The sequence below is a fragment of the Micromonospora sp. NPDC048871 genome (genome assembly GCF_043198155.1).
Lineage (GTDB): Bacteria > Actinomycetota > Actinomycetes > Mycobacteriales > Micromonosporaceae > Micromonospora.
Window position 1 is genome coordinate 74,610 of the sequence record NZ_JBICUM010000006.1, and the last position, 19,497, is coordinate 94,106.

General features: G+C 72.4%; 21 protein-coding genes. 3 read left to right on the forward strand and 18 right to left on the reverse strand.

The annotated features are described in order from the left end of the window. Window positions 1–7 precede the first annotated feature (7 nt). The 3 genes from ACGFIK_RS15770 to pyrR are packed head-to-tail and all read right to left on the reverse strand — an operon-like array spanning window position 8 to window position 2,792. Window positions 8–1,285, reverse strand: coding sequence for a dihydroorotase (locus tag ACGFIK_RS15770; protein ID WP_327026747.1), 1,278 nt, complete (start codon window positions 1,283–1,285; stop codon window positions 8–10). Next, complete coding sequence (locus ACGFIK_RS15775) at window positions 1,282–2,208, reverse strand: aspartate carbamoyltransferase catalytic subunit (RefSeq protein ID WP_327026748.1); 927 nt, start codon at window positions 2,206–2,208, stop codon at window positions 1,282–1,284. The genes ACGFIK_RS15770 and ACGFIK_RS15775 overlap by 4 nt, the downstream gene beginning before the upstream one ends. Continuing rightward, window positions 2,205–2,792, reverse strand: coding sequence for a bifunctional pyr operon transcriptional regulator/uracil phosphoribosyltransferase PyrR (pyrR, locus tag ACGFIK_RS15780; RefSeq protein WP_327026749.1), 588 nt, complete (start codon window positions 2,790–2,792; stop codon window positions 2,205–2,207). Before pyrR ends, ACGFIK_RS15775 begins: the two co-directional genes overlap by 4 nt. A gap of 317 nt (window positions 2,793–3,109) precedes the next feature. Here pyrR and ACGFIK_RS15785 point away from each other — a divergent pair, with 317 nt between their 5' ends. After that, on the forward strand, window positions 3,110–3,598 hold the full coding sequence (locus ACGFIK_RS15785) for a transcriptional regulator (protein WP_117229180.1): 489 nt from the start codon (window positions 3,110–3,112) through the stop codon (window positions 3,596–3,598). Window positions 3,599–3,677: 79 nt separating this feature from the next. Here ACGFIK_RS15785 and nusB read toward each other — a convergent pair whose 3' ends face one another. The 4 genes from nusB to aroB form a co-directional block, all read right to left on the reverse strand. After that, window positions 3,678–4,088 (reverse strand): transcription antitermination factor NusB, encoded by a 411-nt coding sequence (gene nusB, locus ACGFIK_RS15790; protein WP_327027166.1) that lies wholly within the window; start codon window positions 4,086–4,088, stop codon window positions 3,678–3,680. A 23-nt stretch (window positions 4,089–4,111) separates the two neighbouring features. Next, a complete protein-coding gene (gene efp, locus ACGFIK_RS15795) occupies window positions 4,112–4,669 on the reverse strand; it encodes an elongation factor P (RefSeq protein ID WP_327026750.1) in 558 nt (185 codons plus the stop codon). 329 nt (window positions 4,670–4,998) lie between these two features. After that, window positions 4,999–5,439 (reverse strand): type II 3-dehydroquinate dehydratase, encoded by a 441-nt coding sequence (aroQ, locus tag ACGFIK_RS15800; protein ID WP_327026751.1) that lies wholly within the window; start codon window positions 5,437–5,439, stop codon window positions 4,999–5,001. Continuing rightward, on the reverse strand, window positions 5,436–6,530 hold the full coding sequence (gene aroB, locus ACGFIK_RS15805) for a 3-dehydroquinate synthase (RefSeq protein WP_327026752.1): 1,095 nt from the start codon (window positions 6,528–6,530) through the stop codon (window positions 5,436–5,438). Before aroB ends, aroQ begins: the two co-directional genes overlap by 4 nt. A 131-nt stretch (window positions 6,531–6,661) precedes the next feature. On the opposite strand from aroB, the gene ACGFIK_RS15810 reads away from it, so the two are divergent. After that, window positions 6,662–7,204 (forward strand): DUF2243 domain-containing protein, encoded by a 543-nt coding sequence (locus ACGFIK_RS15810; RefSeq protein ID WP_327026753.1) that lies wholly within the window; start codon window positions 6,662–6,664, stop codon window positions 7,202–7,204. Then, on the forward strand, window positions 7,201–7,986 hold the full coding sequence (locus tag ACGFIK_RS15815; RefSeq protein WP_327026754.1) for a cytochrome c oxidase assembly protein: 786 nt from the start codon (window positions 7,201–7,203) through the stop codon (window positions 7,984–7,986). Before ACGFIK_RS15810 ends, ACGFIK_RS15815 begins: the two co-directional genes overlap by 4 nt. Here ACGFIK_RS15815 and ACGFIK_RS15820 read toward each other — a convergent pair. The 11 genes from ACGFIK_RS15820 to ACGFIK_RS15870 form a co-directional block, all read right to left on the reverse strand. Further along, window positions 7,979–8,491 carry a shikimate kinase gene (locus tag ACGFIK_RS15820; protein ID WP_327026755.1) on the reverse strand — a complete coding sequence of 171 codons (513 nt, stop codon included), beginning with the start codon at window positions 8,489–8,491 and terminating at the stop codon, window positions 7,979–7,981. The genes ACGFIK_RS15815 and ACGFIK_RS15820 overlap by 8 nt on opposite strands. After that, window positions 8,488–9,666 (reverse strand): chorismate synthase, encoded by a 1,179-nt coding sequence (aroC, locus tag ACGFIK_RS15825; RefSeq protein WP_327026756.1) that lies wholly within the window; start codon window positions 9,664–9,666, stop codon window positions 8,488–8,490. Before aroC ends, ACGFIK_RS15820 begins: the two co-directional genes overlap by 4 nt. Window positions 9,667–9,804: 138 nt before the next feature. Further along, on the reverse strand, window positions 9,805–10,458 hold the full coding sequence (locus ACGFIK_RS15830; protein WP_327026757.1) for a class I SAM-dependent methyltransferase: 654 nt from the start codon (window positions 10,456–10,458) through the stop codon (window positions 9,805–9,807). Between the two features lie 35 nt (window positions 10,459–10,493). Further along, on the reverse strand, window positions 10,494–11,414 hold the full coding sequence (locus ACGFIK_RS15835; protein ID WP_327026758.1) for a glycosyltransferase family A protein: 921 nt from the start codon (window positions 11,412–11,414) through the stop codon (window positions 10,494–10,496). Further along, window positions 11,411–12,088, reverse strand: coding sequence for a glycosyltransferase (locus ACGFIK_RS15840; protein ID WP_393339930.1), 678 nt, complete (start codon window positions 12,086–12,088; stop codon window positions 11,411–11,413). The genes ACGFIK_RS15835 and ACGFIK_RS15840 overlap by 4 nt, the downstream gene beginning before the upstream one ends. After that, window positions 12,085–12,564 carry a UDP-N-acetylglucosamine--LPS N-acetylglucosamine transferase gene (locus ACGFIK_RS15845; protein WP_393339933.1) on the reverse strand — a complete coding sequence of 160 codons (480 nt, stop codon included), beginning with the start codon at window positions 12,562–12,564 and terminating at the stop codon, window positions 12,085–12,087. Before ACGFIK_RS15845 ends, ACGFIK_RS15840 begins: the two co-directional genes overlap by 4 nt. A gap of 71 nt (window positions 12,565–12,635) precedes the next feature. Further along, window positions 12,636–13,883, reverse strand: coding sequence for a hypothetical protein (locus ACGFIK_RS15850; protein WP_393339935.1), 1,248 nt, complete (start codon window positions 13,881–13,883; stop codon window positions 12,636–12,638). Window positions 13,884–13,920: 37 nt separating this feature from the next. Beyond that, complete coding sequence (locus tag ACGFIK_RS15855; RefSeq protein ID WP_327026761.1) at window positions 13,921–14,823, reverse strand: sulfotransferase domain-containing protein; 903 nt, start codon at window positions 14,821–14,823, stop codon at window positions 13,921–13,923. 7 nt (window positions 14,824–14,830) lie between these two features. Next, complete coding sequence (locus ACGFIK_RS15860; RefSeq protein ID WP_393339938.1) at window positions 14,831–16,429, reverse strand: lipopolysaccharide biosynthesis protein; 1,599 nt, start codon at window positions 16,427–16,429, stop codon at window positions 14,831–14,833. A 67-nt stretch (window positions 16,430–16,496) separates the two neighbouring features. After that, window positions 16,497–17,840, reverse strand: coding sequence for an O-antigen ligase family protein (locus tag ACGFIK_RS15865; protein ID WP_393340161.1), 1,344 nt, complete (start codon window positions 17,838–17,840; stop codon window positions 16,497–16,499). 9 nt (window positions 17,841–17,849) lie between these two features. Next, complete coding sequence (locus tag ACGFIK_RS15870) at window positions 17,850–19,445, reverse strand: lipopolysaccharide biosynthesis protein (RefSeq protein ID WP_327026763.1); 1,596 nt, start codon at window positions 19,443–19,445, stop codon at window positions 17,850–17,852. Window positions 19,446–19,497: the final 52 nt, after the last annotated feature.

Below are 19,497 nucleotides of genomic sequence, written 5' to 3' on the forward strand. Positions count from 1 at the left end.
CTCGCGCTCACCGGACTGCCTTTCCGTCCAGGACCGTCGCCTCGCCGCGCAGGAAGGTCGCCACGATGCGACCCGGCAGCGTCATCCGGGCGTACGGGGTGTTGCGGCTGCGACTGGCCGACTCCGCCGGGTCGATCGTCCGGCGGGCCGCCGGGTCGACCAGGGTCAGGTTGGCCGGGGCTCCGGGGGCGGGGTCGTGCCCGTGTTCGGTCAGCCCGGCGATGCGGGCCGGGGTGCGGGACATCCGCTCGGCGATCAGATCCCACTCGGGGCCGAGCACCTCTAGGGCGATCGACAGCGCCGTCTCCAGCCCGAGCATTCCCGGGCGGGCGTACGCCCACTCGCACTCCTTGTCCTCCACGGCGTGCGGGGCGTGGTCGGTGGCGATGATGTCGATCACCCCCTCGACCAGCGCGGCCCGCAGGGCGGCGATGTCCGTGGCGGTCCGCAGCGGTGGGTTGACCTTGTACACCGGGTCGTAGGTCTCCGCCCGGGTGTCGGTGAGCAGCAGGTGGTGCGGGGTCACCTCGGCGGTGACCCGGACCCCCCGTGCCTTCGCCTGGCGCAGCACCTCGACACTGCCGGCGGTGGAGAGGTGGCAGACGTGCAGTCGGCTGCCGACGTGCTCGGCCAGCAGCACGTCCCGGGCGATGATCGCCTCCTCGGCCACGGCCGGCCAGCCGGTCAGGCCCAGCCGGGTGGAGACCTCACCCTCGTGCATCTGCGCGCCCTCGGTGAGCCGGGGCTCCTCGGCGTGCTGGGCGATGATGCCGTCGAAGGCCTTGACGTACTCCAGGGCCCGGCGCATCAGCCGGGGGTCGGCCACACAGTGCCCGTCGTCGGAGAAGATCCGCACCCGGGCGGCGGAGTCGGCCATCGCCCCCAACTCGGCCAGCCGCTCGCCGGCCAGCCCTACGGTGACCGCGCCGATCGGCTGCACGTCGACCAGCCCGGCCTCCCGGCCTAGCCGCCAGACCTGCTCGACCACTCCGGCGGTGTCGGCCACCGGGGAGGTGTTGGCCATCGCGCAGACCGCGGTGTAGCCGCCCAGCGCCGCCGCCCGGGAACCGGTCTCCACGGTCTCGGCGTCCTCCCGCCCGGGCTCACGCAGGTGGGTGTGCAGGTCGACCAGGCCGGGCAGGGCCACCAGGCCGGTGGCGTCGAGCACAGTGGCCTCCGGCGCGGACAGCCCCGGGCCGGCCTCGGCGACCACGCCGTCGCGCAGCAGCAGGTCGGTAGGTGCCGCGCCGAGCACACTGACGTTCTTGATCAGGTACGAGTTCACCGGTTGTTTCCCCCGAGCAGCAGGTAGAGGACGGCCATCCGCACGGAGACCCCGTTGGTGACCTGTTCGACGATGGTGGAGCGGGGCGAGTCGGCCACCTCCGGAGTGATCTCCATGCCCCGGTTCATCGGACCGGGGTGCATGACGATCGCGTGCTCCGGCAGCCGGCGCATCCGGGTGCCGTCCAGGCCGTAGCGGCGGGCGTACTCGCGGGCGGAGGGGAAGTAGGAGTCGCCCATCCGCTCCCGCTGCACCCGCAGCATCATCACCACGTCCGTCGAGGGCAGCACGGCGTCCAGGTCGTAGCAGACGGCGGTACCGGGGGCCAGGGCGGCGGAGATGTCGACCGGGATCAGGGTGGGCGGCCCGACCAGGGTGACCTTGGCACCCAGGGTGGACAGCAGCAGCACGTTCGACCGGGCCACCCGCGAGTGCAGCACGTCACCGACGACGGCCACGGACAGGCCGGCCAGCCGGCCCATCCGGGAGCGCATGGTGTACGCGTCCAGCAGCGCCTGGGTGGGATGCTCGTGGGTACCGTCGCCGGCGTTGACCACGGAACCGTCGACCCAGTCGGCCAGCCGGTGCGGGGCGCCGGAGGCCGGGTGCCGGACGACCACCGCGTCGGCCCCCATGGCCTGCAGGGTCAGCGCGGTGTCCTTGAGGCTCTCCCCCTTGGCGACGCTGGACCCCTTGGCCGAGAAGTTGATCACATCGGCGCTGAGCCGCTTGGCCGCCGCCTCGAAGGAGATCCGGGTCCGGGTGGAGTCCTCGTAGAAGAGGTTGACCACCGTACGCCCGCGCAGCGCGGGCAGCTTCTTGACCTCACGGCCGGAGACGGCTGCCATCTCCGCGGCGGTGTCCAGGATCTGCAGGGCGGTGTCGGCGTCCAGGTCGGCGCCGGAGAGCAGGTGCCTGATCATGAGAGGGCGTCCTCCGCGTAGAGCCGGACCTCGTCGGCACCGTCGGTCTCGGCGAGGGTCACCTTCACGCTCTCGGCCAGGGCGGTGGGGATGTTCTTGCCGACGTAGTCGGCGCGGATCGGCAGTTGCCGGTGGCCCCGGTCGACCAGCACCGCGAGTTGTACGGACGCCGGGCGCCCCAGGTCCCCCAGGGCGTCGAGGGCGGCGCGCACCGTACGGCCGGAGAAGAGCACATCGTCGACGAGGATCACCCGCATGCCGTCGATCCCGCCGGGCGGCACCTGGGTCGGGCCGACCGCCCGGGTGGCGTTGCGCCGCAGGTCGTCGCGGTAGAGGGTGATGTCGAGCACCCCTACGGGTACCGCTATGCCCTCGAAGGCGTTGATCCGGTCGGCGAGTCGGCGAGCCAGCGGAGCGCCCCGGGTCGGCACACCGAGCAGTACGGTGTCCGACGCCCCCTGGGTCTTCTCCAGGATCTGGTGGGCGATCCGGTCGACGACCCGCTGCACCTCGGCGCTGGTCAAAATCACCTTCACCGAGGGTTGTCGCGGCGGCGACGGGTGGGCAGCCGGTGGGTAGGCCACGGCGGACCTCCTTCCCCGCCTCACGGGACGGGTCGTTAAAGGATGTCGGATCCTCCAGGTCAGCCGGGTTGCGGCCGGCGGGAGGGCTTGGGCCACGTTACCAGTGGTCGTTGCCGTGACCACGGTCGGGCACGAGTGGCTCAGGCCACGTCGGCGGAGGACCGGTCGACGTATCGGTTCAGCGGGCAGAACGGGACAAGTCGACCGGGGTGCCCAACTGGAGTCTCAGCACCACTTGACCACGTTTACGAATCCCCGTACCGTCACGCTCCGTAGCGATCGCTGGGAGAACCCCGAGCAGCACTGGGAGTGTCCGAATGCCCTCTGAATACGCCAAGTCTCTGGGCGCCCGCCTGCGCTCCATCCGCCAGCAGCAGGGTCTGTCCCTGCAGGGCGTGGAGGAGAAGTCGAACGGGCGTTGGAAGGCGGTTGTGGTCGGCTCGTACGAGCGCGGCGACCGGGCCGTCACGGTGTCCCGCTTGGCCGAGTTGGCCGAGTTCTACCGCGTCCCGGTCTCGGAGCTGCTGCCGGACGGCAGTGGGGTGCGGCACGAGCCCACCAGCAAGATCGTTCTGGACCTGGAGCGGCTCTACGACGAGGCCAGCGAGGAACTCGCCTACGTGGCGCGGTACGCCCGGGCCATCCAGCAGCAGCGCGGTGACTACAACGGCCGGGTGCTGTCCATCCGCGCCGACGACCTGCGCGCCCTCGCGATCGTCTACGACGCCTCCCCCTCCGGCCTGATCGAGCGGCTGACCGAGCACGGCGTGCTGGTCGCCGACCCCCGGGCGTTCTTCGCCTCCTGACCCCCCACAGCACGAAAGGCCCGCGCCGGATGGCGCGGGCCTTTCTTCGTTGCGGAGCCCTCCTCGGTGCGAGGAGGGGTCAGCGGGTGGCGTACTCGGCGATGCGGCCGAGCAGGCCGTTGAGGAACCGGGGAGAGTCGTCCGTGGACATCTGCCGGGCCAACTCCACGGCCTCACTGATCGCCACCGCGTCGTCGATCTCGTCGATGTAGAGCAGCTCGTAGACCGCGATGCGGGCCAGGTTGCGGTCCACCACCGGCATCCGGTCCAGGGTCCAGCCCTCGGCGTAGCTGGCGATCAACTCGTCGATCCGGCCCAGGTGACCGGCCACCCCCTCGACCAGGCCGACCGCGTACCCCAGATGGTCCGGGCGCGGCTTCTCGATCCGCTCGATGTAGCCGGCCAGCACCTCGACCGGCGGACGATCACGCAGGTCGGCCTCGAAGAGCACGTCCAGCGCCCGCTTGCGCGCCTTGCGGCGCGCCGGCATCTGCTGCTTCGGACCCTCGGCCATCAGGCGCGGCCGAGGTAACGGCCGTCGCGAGTGTCGACCTTGATCTTCTCGCCGGTGGTGATGAAGAGCGGCACCTGTACGGTCGCGCCGGTCTCCACCGTCGCCGGCTTGTTGCCACCGGTGGACCGGTCGCCCTGAAGGCCCGGCTCGGTGTAGGTGATCTCCAGCACCACGGAGGTCGGCAGCTCGACGTAGAGCGGCACCCCCTCGTGGGTGGCCACAGTCGCCTCGGCCTCGGGCAGCAGGTAGTTGGCGGCATCGCCGACCGTGGCGCCCGGGACGGTGATCTGGTCGAAGGTCTCCATGTCCATGAAGACGTAGTCTTCGCCGTCGGCGTAGAGGTACTGCATGGTGCGCTTGTCCACGGTCGCGGTCTCGACCTTGGTGCCCGCGTTGAAGGTCTTGTCGACGACCTTGCCGGAGAGCACGTTCTTCAGCGTGGTACGCACGAACGCACCACCCTTACCGGGCTTGACGTGCTGGAACTCGACGACGGCCCAGAGCTCCCCGTCGAGGTTGAGTACCAGGCCGTTCTTCAGGTCGTTGGTGGTGGCCATTTCCTGCCTTGATCGTCATTTGGCGGACAGACCTAGCAAGTCTACTAGCCGGGCGCGGACCCACCGGCCGTCCCCTCGACCCATCGAGGTCCCACCCACCACCCTCGGTAACCACTCCCTCTCCCGCAGTCCCACCCCCGCCAACCCACGGCACGATGGCGCTGCTCAGCGGCCGTTGCGTCCGTTGAAGCAGAGCAAAGGAGGCGGGGGCAGTCGGGAGGGGAGGCCAGGATCTCACTCAGCGCGACGAAAGCGGAGGGTAGTCGCGGTGTCCAGCCTCTCCGCGGCTGAGCGGGACGCGTCGACCCAGCGGGATGACCAGCAGGACCTCAGCCGTTCTGGTCGCGGCGGTAGGCCAGGTGGTGCAGGGCCAGGCGGTAGCCGTCCACACCGAGCCCGCAGATCACCCCGGTCGCCACCGCCGAGACGACGGAGTGGTGCCGGAACTGCTCCCGGGCGTGGATGTTGGACAGGTGCACCTCCACCAGCGGCCCCCGGAGCATGGCGCAGGCGTCCCGTACCGCGATGGAGTAGTGCGACCAGGCCGCCGGGTTGAGCACCACGGCGGCACCCTCGTCCGCGGCCGCGTGCAGCCAGCCGAGCAGTTCATGCTCGGCGTCGGTCTGCCGTACGACGACCTCCAAGCCCAGCTTCCGCCCGGTCGACTCGCAGAGCTGCACCAGGTCGGCGTAGCTGGTCGCCCCGTAGACCTCTACCTGGCGGGTGCCCAGGCGGCCCAGGTTGGGTCCGTTGAACACGTACACCTTCATGCCGAGCCACCTTCCGGTGCCGACACCGCAGCGTAGGCGGCTCGCAGCAGGTCGTCGTCGGGCCCCTCCAGCAGCGCCGGTCGGGCCAGGCCGTCGAGCACCACGAACCGTAGCAGGTTGCCGCGGGCCTTCTTGTCGACCCGCATGGTCTCCAGCAGGCGGGGCCAGGCCTCGGCCGCGTACCGGGTGGGCAGGTCGAGCGCGGTCAGCACCGCGCGGTGCCGGGCGGCGGTGTCCGGGTCCAGTCGGCCGGCGAGGCGGGCCAGTTCGGCGGCGTAGATCAGGCCGACCGAGACGGCGTGACCGTGCCGCCAGCGGTACCCCTCGACCTTCTCGATCGCGTGGGCCAGGGTGTGCCCGTAGTTGAGCACCTCGCGTACGCCGGACTCGCGCAGGTCTCCCCCGACCACCTCGGCCTTGACCCGGATGGCCCGCTCAATCAGCTCCCGGGTCGCCGGGCCGGTGGGGTCGACCGCCCCGGCCGGGTCCCGCTCGACCAGGTCCAGGATGGCCGGGTCGGCGATGAAGCCGCACTTGACCACCTCGGCCAGGCCGGCGGCCAGGTCCGCCGGTGGCAGGGTGTCCAGGGTGCTGAGGTCGGCCAACACCCCCACCGGGGGGTGGAAGGCGCCGACCAGGTTCTTGCCGGCCGTGGTGTTGATGCCGGTCTTGCCGCCCACCGCCGCGTCGACCATGCCGAGCAGGGAGGTGGCCACCGGCACCCACCGCACCCCGCGCAGCCAGCAGGCGGCCACGAAGCCGGCCAGGTCGGTGACCGCGCCGCCGCCCACCCCGACAACCGCGTCGGTACGGGTGAAACCGGCCGCACCCAGCCGGTCCCAGCAGGCCGCCGCGACATCGACATGTTTGCCGGCCTCGGCGTCGGGCACCTCGATCGGCAGCGGTGTCAGGCCGGCGGCACCCAGCCGGTCGGAGATCGCATCGGCCAACTCCTTCAGTGGCGGGGCGTGCAGCACCGCCACCCGGGTGGCGTCGGGCAGCAGACCGGGCAGCGTGTCGAGCAGGCCACGGCCGACCAGCACGTCGTACGGCTGCTCGCCGCCGACCGGGATCCGGGTCACCTTGTCCATCGCCGGGAGCCTAGCCCACCGATGACCGCCTCGACCGGATCCGTCCGGGGGTGCCCGAGGTGTGGAACGCAGGTTTACCGCTGCCCGCTCGGGGCAGGGCAGCAGCATCGCAGACCACCAGGGAGACGCCCATGACCGAGCGAACGATCGACGGGGCCGACATCCGGCTGCCGGCCGCCATCCTCGGCGTCGGGCTCGGCGGCTTCGTCGACGGCATCCTGCTGCATCAGGTGCTCCAGTGGCATCACCTGCTCAGCAACACCGGTGCCGACAACATCGGGATCCGCGAGTACCCGGTGGACACCGTGGCCGGGTTGCAGATGAACACCCTGTGGGACGGGCTCTTCCACGTGGTCACCTGGGTGGCGGTGCTGACCGGCCTGGCGATGCTCTATGCCCGGGTGACCCGGTCCCGAGGACGGCTGTGGCGCTCGCCGATGTTGTGGGGCTGGGCGCTGCTCGGGTGGGGACTGTTCAACCTGGTCGAGGGCGTCGTCAACCATCACCTGCTGGCCATCCACCACGTCCGCCCCGGGTCGCATCGACTGTGGTGGGACCTGGGTTTCCTCGCCCTGGGGGTGGTGCTGATCGTGGTCGGCCTGCTGGTGCAGCGCCGGGCCACCGCGGTGGACCTCTGCGACGAGGATTCGTCGACCGTACGTCGGCACCGATGAGCCTGGCGCACACCGCCCAGCACCCCACGACGGTCGGCCCGGCGCTGCTCGTACCCCTGGTGGTGGGGTGGTGTTATCTGGCTGCCGCGTTGCGGCAGCGCGAACCGGACCGGGCCGGTTGGAGTCACTGGCGTACGGCGGCCTTCGCCGCCGGGTGCGCCCTGCTCGCCACCGCCCTGCTGCTGCCGACGAACGGGTTCGCCGCACACATGTGGCAGCACCTGCTGCTCGGCATGCTCGCCCCGTTGGGTCTGGTGCTCGGCGCCCCCGGCACCCTGCTGTTGCGTACGGTCGACCGGCGGTTCGGGCGGGCGGCGCTGCGGGCGCTGAGACATCCGGTGGCGCGGACTCTTCTGCACCCGGTCACCGGGCTGCTGCTCACCGCCGGTGGGCTGTGGCTGCTGTACCTGACTCCCCTGTACCGGGCCACTTTCAGCAGCTCTGCGCTGCACGACCTGGTCAACCTGCACTTCCTGCTCAGCGGGTTGCTGTTCACCTGGTCGATCGCCGGTCCGGAGCCCTACCGGCACCGGGCCCGCGTACCGGTGCGGCTGGTGGTGCTCGGCGCCGCGATCGTCGCGCACGCCAGCCTGGCCCAGCTGTTGTACGCGGGACTACTGGTCGATGTACCCGCTTCGCCCGATCAGCTACGCGCCGGTGCGGCGGTGATGTACTACGGCGGGGACCTGGCCGAGATCCTGCTGGCCCTGGCCCTGTTGGCCAGTTGGCGCCCCCAGCCGCGCCGGGTGCCGACACCGGCCGCCGCGTCAGCGGCTACTTGAGCAGGGGGAGGATCTCGGCGGCGACCTCGGCGGGGGTACGACCGTCGGTCACCACGGTCTCGGTCGCCACCTCGGCGTAGAGGGGGCGACGCTGCTCCAGCAGGTACTTCAGGGTGGCCCGTGGGTTGATCGCCAGCAACGGACGCCCGACACCCAGACCCACCCGCTTCACCGCGTCGGTCAACTCCACCGACAGGTGCACCACCCGGTGCCCGATCAGCGCGGCGCGGGTCTGCTCGTCCAGCACCGCCCCTCCGCCGAGGGCCAGCACCCCCGCGCAGGAGGCCAGGGCCGCGGCCACGGCCGCCCGTTCCAGGGCCCGGAAGTGCTCCTCGCCCTCGTCGACGAAGATCTCCGGGATCGGCTTGCCGGCCTGGCGTTCGATGTCGGTGTCGGTGTCGCGGAACTCCACCCCCAACTCGGCGGCGAGGAGCTGCCCGACGGTGGTCTTGCCGGAGCCGGGGGCGCCGACCAGCACGCAGACCGGACGGGTCGAACCGGTCACCGGATCACCAGCGCGTCCAGGTAGCCGGCCAGGTTACGGCGCATCTCGGCGATCGAGTCACCGCCGAACTTCTCCACCGCCGCCTCGGCCAGCACCAGGGCCACCATCGCCTCGGCGACGACGGCGGCGGCCGGTACCGCGCAGACGTCGGAACGCTGGTTGATCGCGGTGGCCGGCTCACCGGTGGTGATGTCCACCGTGGCCAGGGCCCGGTTCAGGGAGGAGATCGGCTTCATCGCGGCCTTGACCCGCAACGGCTCGCCGGTGGTGATACCGCCCTCCAGGCCACCGGCCCGGTCAGTGACCCGGCGTACCCCGGTGGCGGTGTTGATGATCTCGTCGTGGGCCTCGGAGCCGCGTGAGCGGGCCTGCTGCCAGCCGTCGCCGATCTCCACACCCTTGATCGCCTGGATCGACATCAGGGCGGTGGCCAGCCTGGCGTCGAGCTTGCGGTCCCACTGCACGTGGCTGCCCAGGCCGGGCGGCACACCGTAGGCCAGCACCTCGACCACCCCACCCAGGGTGTCCGCGGCCTTCTTGGCGGCGTCGACCTCGGCGACCATCCGGGCGCTGGCCTCCGGATCGAGGCAGCGCAGGGGGTCGGCGTCGATGCGCTCGGCGTCCTCCGGTCGGGGGCGCAGCCCCGCCTTGACGCTCACCGGGCCCAGCTCCACGACGTGCGAGACGATCTCCACGTCGAGGGCCTGCCGCAGCAGCGCCTTGGCCACCGTGCCGACGGCCACCCGGGCGGCGGTCTCCCGCGCGCTGGCCCGCTCCAGGATCGGCCGGGCGTCCGTGTGGCCGTACTTCTGCATGCCGGCCAGGTCGGCGTGGCCCGGCCGGGGTCGGGTCAGCGGGGCGTTGCGGGCCTGGCTGGCCAGTTCCTCGGCATCGACCGGGTCGGCGGCCATCACGGTGCGCCACTTGGGCCATTCGGAGTTGCCGACCCGGATGGCGACCGGGCTGCCCAGGGTCACCCCGTGTCGCAGGCCGCCGATCACCTCGACCTCGTCCTGCTCGAAGGCCATCCGTGCCCCCCGGCCGTAGCCGAGCCGGCGGCGGGCCAGTTCCCCGGCGATCTCGGTGGTGGTCACCTCGATCCCGGCCGGCACCCCCTCCAGCAACGCGACGAGGGCGGGTCCGTGTGATTCCCCTGCGGTAAGCCAGCGCAACACAGCCATGAGTGTGTCACGCCCGGTGTCCGCGGCCTCGCACGGTCCCGCCCTACGGACTCACCGTCCCGGACCTGGGGGTACGCCGAGGTCGCAGGGGCGGCACCGGCGCCACACCCGCGTGCGGCGCCAGTGCGGGCGCTACCTGCGGATCGCGATGATCGACTTGGTCAGGCCCAGTAGGCGTTCGGCGCGGATGGTGGCGTCCGGGAACAGGTACCGCATCTCCGCCCGGCCGATCAGCTCCGTGGTGAGCACCTGCCGCATCGCCGCGTCGTAGGACTTGCCGGGGGTGTACGCCAGCGGCCATTTGCGGGCCACGAGGGCCCGGGCCGGTACCGGCAGGAACTGCATGCCGGGGGCCACCCAGTGCGGCTCCACCGGGAAGTACCGGTAGGGGGTCTGCACCCAGTAGGCCGGGGCCATCTCCCGGATCGCCTCCGCCATTCGGCGACGACGTTCGTGGCCCCCGACGTGCTCCAGCACACTGTTGCTGAAGACCAGGTCGTACCGGCGGCTGAGGATCTCCTTCGGCAGCTCGCAGGCATCGGCGTGATCGGCCTCGGCCCAGTCGGGCAACTGCGCCGGCAGGGGCTCCAGGTTGACGACATGGACCCGGGCCGGGCGGACCGGCACCTTGGTCCAGCTCTCCACCCGTCCGCCGAGGTCCAGGACGCTCATCTCGGCGAGGTCGGGGAAGGTCTGCGACAACCAGGCGGCCCGTTGGGCACGTCGTCGTGCCCCGTAGGAGTTGGGTGAGTCGACCAGACGGAATCTGAGCGAGTGAAGTGCCATCGACTGATCCTTCGGTAGGGGTGAAGGTGGAGTGGTCAGATGCCTCGGCCGCGCTTGTGCAGGGTGCGCAGGACGGCGTCGGCCCGGACCACCCGGCCGGCCACCGCCAGCGCCAGGTACGCCCGCGGCTCACGCGGATTGCGGCGGATGGTCTGCCGGGCCCAGCGCAGGGCCCCCCGAGGATCCCCGGAGGCGGCTCGGGCGAAGGCGATCTGCCCGGTGACCCGGGCCTGTCCCGCCGGCTGGGTGGCGAACTCGGGATAGCGGTCCAGCAGCCACTGCAACGCCTCGGAGATGGTGTCCCAGCGCTGGGCGAAGTACGACCGCTTGTGCCAGCGCACCAGCACGTACGGGGTGCGCAGGTTGACCAGCGGGGCGCTGCGGGCGGCCCGCAGCAGGAACTCGTAGTCCTCGGCGTAGCTGCCCGGGATCTCCTCGTCGACCAGCCCGAACCCGTCGCGCAGGGCCGCCGCCCGGATCAGGAAGGTCGAGGGGTGCAGTTCGGTCATCCGGTCCCGCAGCAGGTCGGCCAGGCTGATCGAGTCGCGTTCCAATACCCGCTCGACGGTGTGCCCGTCGTAGCTGACCCGGATGCCGCAGCTGACGAACTCCGCCCCGGGCACCGCGTTCAGGGCCTCGACCTGGGCCGCCAGCTTGCCCGGCAGCCACTCGTCGTCGTCGTCGCAGAAGGCGATCAGGTCCCCGGTGGCGGCCATGGTGCCGGAGTTACGGGCCCCGGCCAGTCCCGGGGTGCGGGTGTTGGTCACCACCCGGACCGGCCGGTCCGGGGCGGACAACTCGGCCAGGGCGGGGTCCGGCTCGGACTGGTCGTACACCACGACGGTCTCGACCTGCCCCGGATAGTCCTGCCCGACGATGGCCCGCACCGCCGCCCGGAGCAGTTCGGGACGGTCCCGGGTGGGGACGACGGCGGTGACGCTCGGGTACGCGGTCATTGCTTGTGCCTTCCGTTCGGGCCGGGCCCGCGCCACGGCCGCCATCGGGGCCGGTGACGCCGCTGCGCGGCCTCGGCCACCAACTCCTCGACGATCACGCCCACCCGGCGTACCGCAGCGCGTTGCGCCTCGGCCGCCTCGGCGTCCACCGTCACCGCGAACCGGCCCGGGTCGGCCAGCCCGGCGGTCAGCGCCGCCAGCAGTTCCTGCCGGGACTCGCAGAGCGCCACCAGGCCGGCCGCGCCGAGGCGGCGGGCGAACAGCTGCTGGTGGTTGTCGACATGCTCACCGAGGCTCGGGTCCCGGGGCACCACGATCGGCAGGTGTCCGTGCCGACGGGCCTCCAGGATGGTCGCCGGGCCGCCGTGGCAGACCACCAGGTCGGCCCCGGCCATCGCGGTCTGCAACTCGGCGTGCCCCAGGAAGGGCACCGCGTCCGGCAGGCCCTCGACCCGGGTGTGGCCGTGTTGCACGGTCAGCACCACCTCGTCGGCGACCTCCGCGTACCACTCCCGCAGCCAGCCGACCAGCCGGTCGAAGGGATGCTTGTCGGTGCCGACCGCCACCAGCAGCTGGGCCCGGCCGACCCGGCCACCCTCGCGGGGGGCCGGGATGTGCACCTCGGCCCGGTCCCCGCCGAACTGCTCCTCCGTGTGGGTCGCCTCGCCGCTCACAGCAGGGTCCCCACGACGGTGGCCTCCGGGTACTGGCGGCGCTGCTCCTCCCACTGCACGAGCATCTTCGACAGGAAGGGCCGACACAGCCGGGCGGTCAGGGTCGGGGTGTCGATCCGGTCGTAGACCTCGATGTAGACCGTCGGGATCCGGCGGAGCCGGGCCAGCACGACGAAGGGCAGGGCCACCCCGGCCCCGGTGGTCACCACGGCGGCGATCCGCCGTCGGCGCAGCACCCGGGCCGCCAGCAGGGTGTTGCGCAGCAGGTTGCGCACGTTGCGGGTGGTCGGATGGTAGGCCGGGATCAGGTCCTCCCCGGCCAGCAGGGACACCGCCTCCGGGGTGTCGAAGGTCACCCAGCAGCGTTGCCAGGTCTCGTACCAGGGTTTCAGGGCGAGCAGTTGGGCCAGATGCCCACCGCTCGACCCGACCAGCAGCAACTGTGACCGCTGCTGGTCGTTGTCGAAGTTGTCCACGCGACTCCCCACAAGTCCGCTGTGCCTGCACCGGGTCGGGTCGCACTCCCAGCGGTGGCCCGACTCCTCTCTCACTGTCGTTTCTCGACGACGTCCAGCAGCGCCGGATGCAACGCCGGATTCCAGCCGGCCCCGGCGTCGGCCAGACGCCAGGTACGCAGCCACATCTCCACCAGGTAGGCGTCGGCGACCAGACCGCGGCGGGCCGGGTCCAGACCCAGCCGGTCGCCGTACCGGTCCAGCCATCGGCGTACCTGCTCGGCCGCGGTCGCGGCCGGTTCCCCCCGCAACACCAGGGAGCGCTGGAAGGCGTCGTGGGCCAGGTCGAACCCGACCGGTACGTCCGGCCCGCTGTGCTCCCAGTCCCAGGCGACCAGCCCACCGGCGTGCCGACCGAGATTCCACGGCACCCAGTCGCCGTGCCAGTGGCCGAACTCGACGGCCACCTCCCCGTGCCGGCGGGCCAGGTCGGCCACGGCCGCCACCGCCCGCCCCCCGGTGGCCGGGTCCTTCTCGGCCGCCCGCTGGGCCTGCGCGGTCAACCGGGCCAGGAAGGCGGAGCCGGCCAGGGGGCGGGCCGGTGCCGGCGTCCGGCCCCGGCGGGCCACCGCCAGCAGGGCCGCCAGCTCCGGTTCGGCCTCGACCGGCATTCCGCGTACCCCGGTGGGCAGCGGCTCGACCAGGGCTACCGCCTGTCCGGCCCAGTTGGTCTCGGCCAGCAGCCGGGGGGTACCCGGATGCCCGGCGACGCCGGCCACCTCGGCCACCTCGCGCAAGGCCGCCGCCTCGGCGGTGACCAGGGCCCGGGTGGCCTCGTTCCAGCCGATCTTGGCGTAGCCGCGCGGGGTGCCGGCGTGGTCGAACAGTTGCAGGGTCGGCTTGTGGTTGGGGTCCGGGGGACGCACCCCGCAGGCCGCGTACGCCCGGGGGCCGCCCAACTCGGCGGCCAGCCGCTCGGCGAGCAGCACCTCAGCCGGGTCCAGGGCGGCCGGCACGGCGACGGTCAGCACCGGAAAGGGCGCCCGGGCCAGCATCCCGGAGCGGGCCGCCATGCCCAGGGCCGCCCGCACGGCCCGCACCTTGGCCGGCCGCAACGCGTTGTACGCCAGCAGCGCCGCCGCCGTGGCCCGGGAGGAGCCCAGCGGCAGCAGGAACCGGGCCCGGTCCACCGAGGGGACGACCGCGTAGCGGGCCACCACGGTGTGCCCGGCCGGAGCCGGGGCGTCCACCGCCAGGGCTATCCGCTCGTCACCGAAGACGGCCCGGGTGACCCACCCCAGTCCGTCCTCGCGGCTCCGCAGGTCTGCCGCGGCGGTCACCGCAGGGCCCCGGGGCGGTGCCCGGCACCGATCGGCCTCACGAGACCTGGTCCGGCCAGTCCAGGTGCAGCCCCAGTCGCTGCCGCAACGCCTCGTTGTACGGGCGGTAGTACTCCGTCAGCTCGGCGCGTAGCGCCGGTTCCAGGGGTGCCGAACGCCGATCGTTGTAGACCTTGAAGTCGGGCAGGTCGTACGCCGGCAGCCCGAGGAAGTCCAGGGTGCGCCGGTAGGTGGCCCGGGCGTCGCGGTACAGGTCCTCGCTGGGCAGGAAGAGCAGTTGTCCCCGGTCGAAGTGGGTGAGCCAGGGCTCCAGGTGCTCCAGGTAGCGGCCCCGGGCCCGGTAGGTGTACCAGTCGTAGGGCTCACTGAAGTACTCCGGCTCGGCGATCAGCCGCTCCCGCTCCCCCGCCGTACGCTCTTCTTCGGCGGCCAGGGCGGCGGCGAAGTCCAACGGCTCCACCCCGTTGGTCCGCCGCTCCTTCCAGTGCGAGTACGCCCGCTCCACCGGATCGCGCAGCAACACGATCAGCTTCACCTGGGGCATCAGCGCGGCCACCCGCTGCGCGGCCAACGGATGGAACATGTACAGCGGGGCGGCCTCACCCACCCGCACCGGACCACCGTGGCGGCTCTCCAGCGCCTCCCGGTGCCGCTGGGTGGGAAAGTGCGACCGGTACCAGGCCTCGCCCCGGCCCCAGTTCTCCTCGAAGTAGTGCGAGGACTTGGTGTTCCAGGCCGGGAAGAGGCGCGGCACCAGGGGATGCTGGATGAGGTAGTTCCACAGCGAGGTCGTACCGCCCCGCTTGGTGCCGATGATGAGGAAATCCGGCAGCGGCCGACGGTCGCTGGTGCGTACCCCGTAGTCGACGAGGCCCTCCCGCACCCGGCTCGTCACCTGGGTGGGCACCAACTGCTTCACCCGGTCGCGGATGGACGCCACGACGATGTCACCTGCCTTTCGAGGGTCGTGCCGAGGCGCTGGGCGCCCCGCCACGGATCTGCACCATGGTCGCCCGGATGCCGGCGCGCACCCGAGGCAACGTCAGCAAGCCGACGCAACCGGCGGCCAGCACCGCCAGGGCCACCGCCAGGCCGGCGATGCCCCGGCCGCCGACCAGCACACCGAGGGTCGCGGCGGCGCCCACCCCGCCGGCGGTGATCAGTGCGGCCCGCACCATGCCCCGGTCGGCCAAGGGCTGGCCGACGACCAGCCGGGCGAAGGTCACCGCCGTCAGGTTCTCCGTGACGATGCCGGCGGCCCAGGCCCAGGCCGCCCCGGTGGCCCCGTGGGCGGGGATCAGCAGCAGGCCCAGGGAGACCGTGACCGTCAGACCGGCCACGGTGGCCACCAGGTGCAGCCCGCTGCGCCCGCTCATCAACAGCAGGCTCTGCACATTGCCCACGCCGGTGTTGACGAGCATGGCCAGCGCGAGCACGGTCATCGCGGTGGCGCCACCGGCGAACCCGGACCCGAACAGGGCCAGGAAGCCCGCGCCGAAGACCGCCAGCAGCAGGTACACCGGCCAGGACAGCACCAGGGCCCAGGTGGTCAACTGCCGGTGCAGGGCGGCGGCCGCGTCGTGGCGGTCCTGGCCGAACAGCCGGGACAGTTGTGGCGCCACCGCCACCCGCAGCCCCTGCATGGCGAGTTGACCGGCCAGGATGTAGCGGCTGACCGCGCCGAAGATGCCGGCCTCGGCCGCACCGGCGAGCATGGTGGTCAGCAGCACCCCGACCCAGACCGCGCCCGCGTCGATCGCCGCCGAGGCGGCCCGGGGCAGGGCGAACCGCCAGAAGGAGCCCCACTCCTCGGGCCGGGCCCGCAGCCGGGCCCCCCGGCCCAGTCCCAGCGGGCCGGCGACCAGCAGGAAGGTCACCAGCAGGGCGATCAGCGCCGGCACCGCCCAGCCGGTCAGGCCGGCCAGCAGGCCACCCCCGGCCAGCAGCACGGCCGCGGCGATCAGCAGGGGTCGGGCGGTGGGCAGCAGCACCGACTGCACCGCCACGTACGCTCGCATCGGCCGTACGCTGCGCAGCACCGCGAACAGCAGGGTCATCACCACGACCACCGGTACGGCGGCGAAACTGACCCGCAGCAGGTCGCCGCCCTCGGCGCCCGCGCCGTCGAGCAGTCGGCGGGCCAGCGGCTCGGCGGCGAGGATCCCCAGGGTGGCCACCGCCAGGGCGGCCGTCAGGGGCGGGATCAGCGCCACCGGCAGCATCCGGGCGGCGTCTCCCTGCGGACCGAGCCGGCGCCGGGGCAGGCTCCAGATCAGTCCGGTCTCCGCGCCGAGCACGCACAACGCGGCCGCCACGGTCACCACCCCGATCGCGGCGAAGAAGACCCCGGACCCCTCCGTGCCGTAGCCGCGGGTGATGACGACCACCAGCACGAAGCCCATCAGCCCGTTGACGGCGGCACCGAACAGCCCGGCGGCGCCACTGCGGGCGCCCCGGCGGGCCTCGCTGGCGTCGCGGTCCGCGGCCGCCTGGGCCGGTCCGCCGGTGCCGGCCGGCTGGGGGGCCGGGTGCACGGGAATGCTCATGAGGGCCTTCCGCTGGACTGGATGGGGCCCGGCGGGACCACCGCGCCGCACCTGACGACCGGCTCGCTCATGCCACCGCCTCCGGCGCCGCCGACGGCTGGGGCAGGGCCGGGCCGGAGGGTCGGGCCTCCCGTTCCACCAGGGCCATGGTGAGGGCGATGGCGAAGAAGGCCACCGCGAGGTTCGGGCTGGCCATGCCGTAGAACGGCATCTGCACCAGACACACCACCGGAATCACCGCCAGCCACTGCCCGGCCGCCGACCGGGCCCGGGCGCAGAGCACCGCCGCGAGCACGAACCACCCCAAAAAGAACAACAACGCCGGTACGCCGTGACAGAACAGCACCATCCACAGTTGACCCTGGGTGCCCACCGGAACGGGGGCGCTGATCGTGTCGACCGTGGCCGGTGACCCGTAGCCGAGCCAGGGTGACTCCGCCACCCGCCGCAGCACCTCCCCGTAGAGGGCGAACCGGTCGCTGTTGGTGTCGCTGGACTCGACCCGGTTGTCGATCATCTCGGTGACCGGGATGAACAGGGTGGCCAGTCCACCGATGAGCAGCACACCGACCACGGAGGCGCCGACCCGGACGTTGCCGCGCCGGGCGGCCCGCAGCCCGAGCACCAGCAGACCCGCCCCTAGGCTGACGAACATCGTCCGGTTGAGGGTGAAGAAGGCCGGGGCCAGCGACAGCGGCAGGGAGACGATCAACGCCCAGCGCAGCAGGCCGTGCCGACGGAGCATGACGAAGGCCACCACGCAGGGCAGGGTCATCGCGTACGCGCTGCCGTAGTTGTTGGTGTACGGGAACGGCGCCGAGGGCCGGAAGATGGGATTCAGTGCGCGGGGACTGAACTCGCTGGCCCGGACCCGTACCAGGTCCTGGATGTAGGGGTTGCCGGAGACGCCACCGGGCAGCAGCATCTCCATCGGTGTGCTGAGGCTGAACCGGGGCGCCAGCACCCCCAACCAGCCGAGCAGGACCAACCCGAACCAGAACAGGCAGATCGGCACCAGCAGGGCGGCCAGGTCGATGCCCTGCCGCGCCACCGCGTACACGTAGACCCCCACCACCAGGGCGGTCACGTAGAAGCCCAGCCGCAGACCGAAGGCGAGCAACGAGCCGACCGAGGTCAGTTGGGTGGCACTGACCACGACCAGCGCCAGGAACAACAACCACACCCCGGTGGCCGGCGGCAGGGGCACCCGACCCCGCACCAGCAGCAGGGCCAGCAGCACCGCGCCCAGCAGGGACCAGCCCAGATAGAAGGCTCCGGCCGCCCACCAGACCGGCACCAGCCCGAACATCACCACCAGGGGCCACACCGGCAGCCGGGGCAGCATCGGGGCGGCCAGCCGGGCCACCGGTCGCTCGCCGGCCGGCTCCTCGACCGACGGCGGGCTGAGGATGGGCACCGCTCACCCCCGGCCGCTGCGGGTCAGCACGAATCCCAGCGGGGCCACTCCGGCGGCCCGCAGTCGCTCCGCCAGACGGCGCAGATCGTCCTGCTTCGTCCGGTCCTGCTCGACCACCACGACCGCGGTGCCCTGCCGGGCGGCGGCCACGCCACGCTCGTCTGCCTCGGCCGGGGGGGCGTTGAACAGCACCAGCCCCTTGGCGGCCCGCTGTCGCCAGGTGCCGAAGCGGACCCCACCGCCGCCCACCGGCACCTCGTCGGGGTGCTCGGCCACCGGACTCTTCGCGGTCACCGGGCCACCGCTCATCCGGGGCAGCATCATGGTCGCCTCCGGGTCGGTGCCGGGCCGGGCCGGGTTGGGATGCGGGGAGGGACGGCGTACCGCGATCTGCTCGGTGATGTCGTCGATGGGGCCGGTGCCGTCCGGGCGGGGCTTGGGGATGGTGGGTCGGGCCTGGTTGACCGCGGCCGGCAGCCGACCCCGGTCCGTCATCACGGTCGCCCGCAACCGGTCCAGCCGGCCGCTGTCGTCGGCCACGTAGACCTCCCGGCCGGTGGCCGCCAGGGCCACCGCCAGACCGGCGGTGAGGGTGGTCTGATCCTCCCGGGTCGTCAGCAGGGCCACCCGGGCCGGTTCGCGGACCCGCTCCGCGATGGCCATCGCCACATAGCGGATGTCGGCGTCCACCGGTCGGCGCCGGCCGAACAGCCCCTGCCCCCGTACCGTGCCCAGCAGCGGCAGGCCGGTGGCGTCCCGCCCGTCGTCGACCGAACGGATCCGCCGGTCCATGGACTCCCAGACGAAGGCCAGCACGACACCGAACAGCAGCCCACCCAGCAGCCCCGCCGCCAGGTAGAGCGGACCCCGCCCACCGGCGGAGACCAGGGCCTTCTCCGCGGTCTGGGTCACCCAGCCCGGATTGACGTCGACCGCGGCGATCTCGGTACGGGCCGAGCTGAGCTGGGTCAACTGGTTGTTCACGCCGGCGAGCTCGGCGACGGCCGCGTCCCGGGCCCCGTCGCGGGCGTTGGCCACCCGCTTCTGCAGGGCGGTCTGCTGGGCGGCGACCTTCTCGATGCTCTCGTCGTAGGAACGCAGCATCTCCTCGCGCTGCCGTTCGTACATCGCCCGGCGCACTTCCAGGTATGACTGGGCGGCCAGGTTGGCACTGGACACCGCCGCCTCGGGGGAGTTCGCGGTGAAGGTGAAACGCAGGATCTGCCCCCCGGCGGGTACCTCCACCTCCAGGGCGTTGCGCACCTCACGGGGATGCAGGTCACCCGCGTCGGCCAGCCGCTGGACCACCTCCGTGCCGGTGGCGATGCCGCTCTCCACGTTCATGTTCACCGCCCGGTCGGCCGCCGCCCCGCTGGGGGTGAAGGCGTCCGTGACCACCGGACGGACCGCTACCACCGCGCTCGCACTGACCGCGCCCGGCACCAGCAGGACGTACCCGAGCGCCGCCAGCAGGCCCAGCACCGCCACCGCGGCCACCAGCCGGATCCGGTGCAGCGGAACCCGCAACATATCGGTCAGTGTGACCGTACGAGCCGCAACCGTACCGCCGGACCAACCGCCGGGCTGTGCATCAGTCATGAACGCCACCGTCGCTACGTTGTCGAAAAGGAGCATCGCGGGTGCAGCGGCC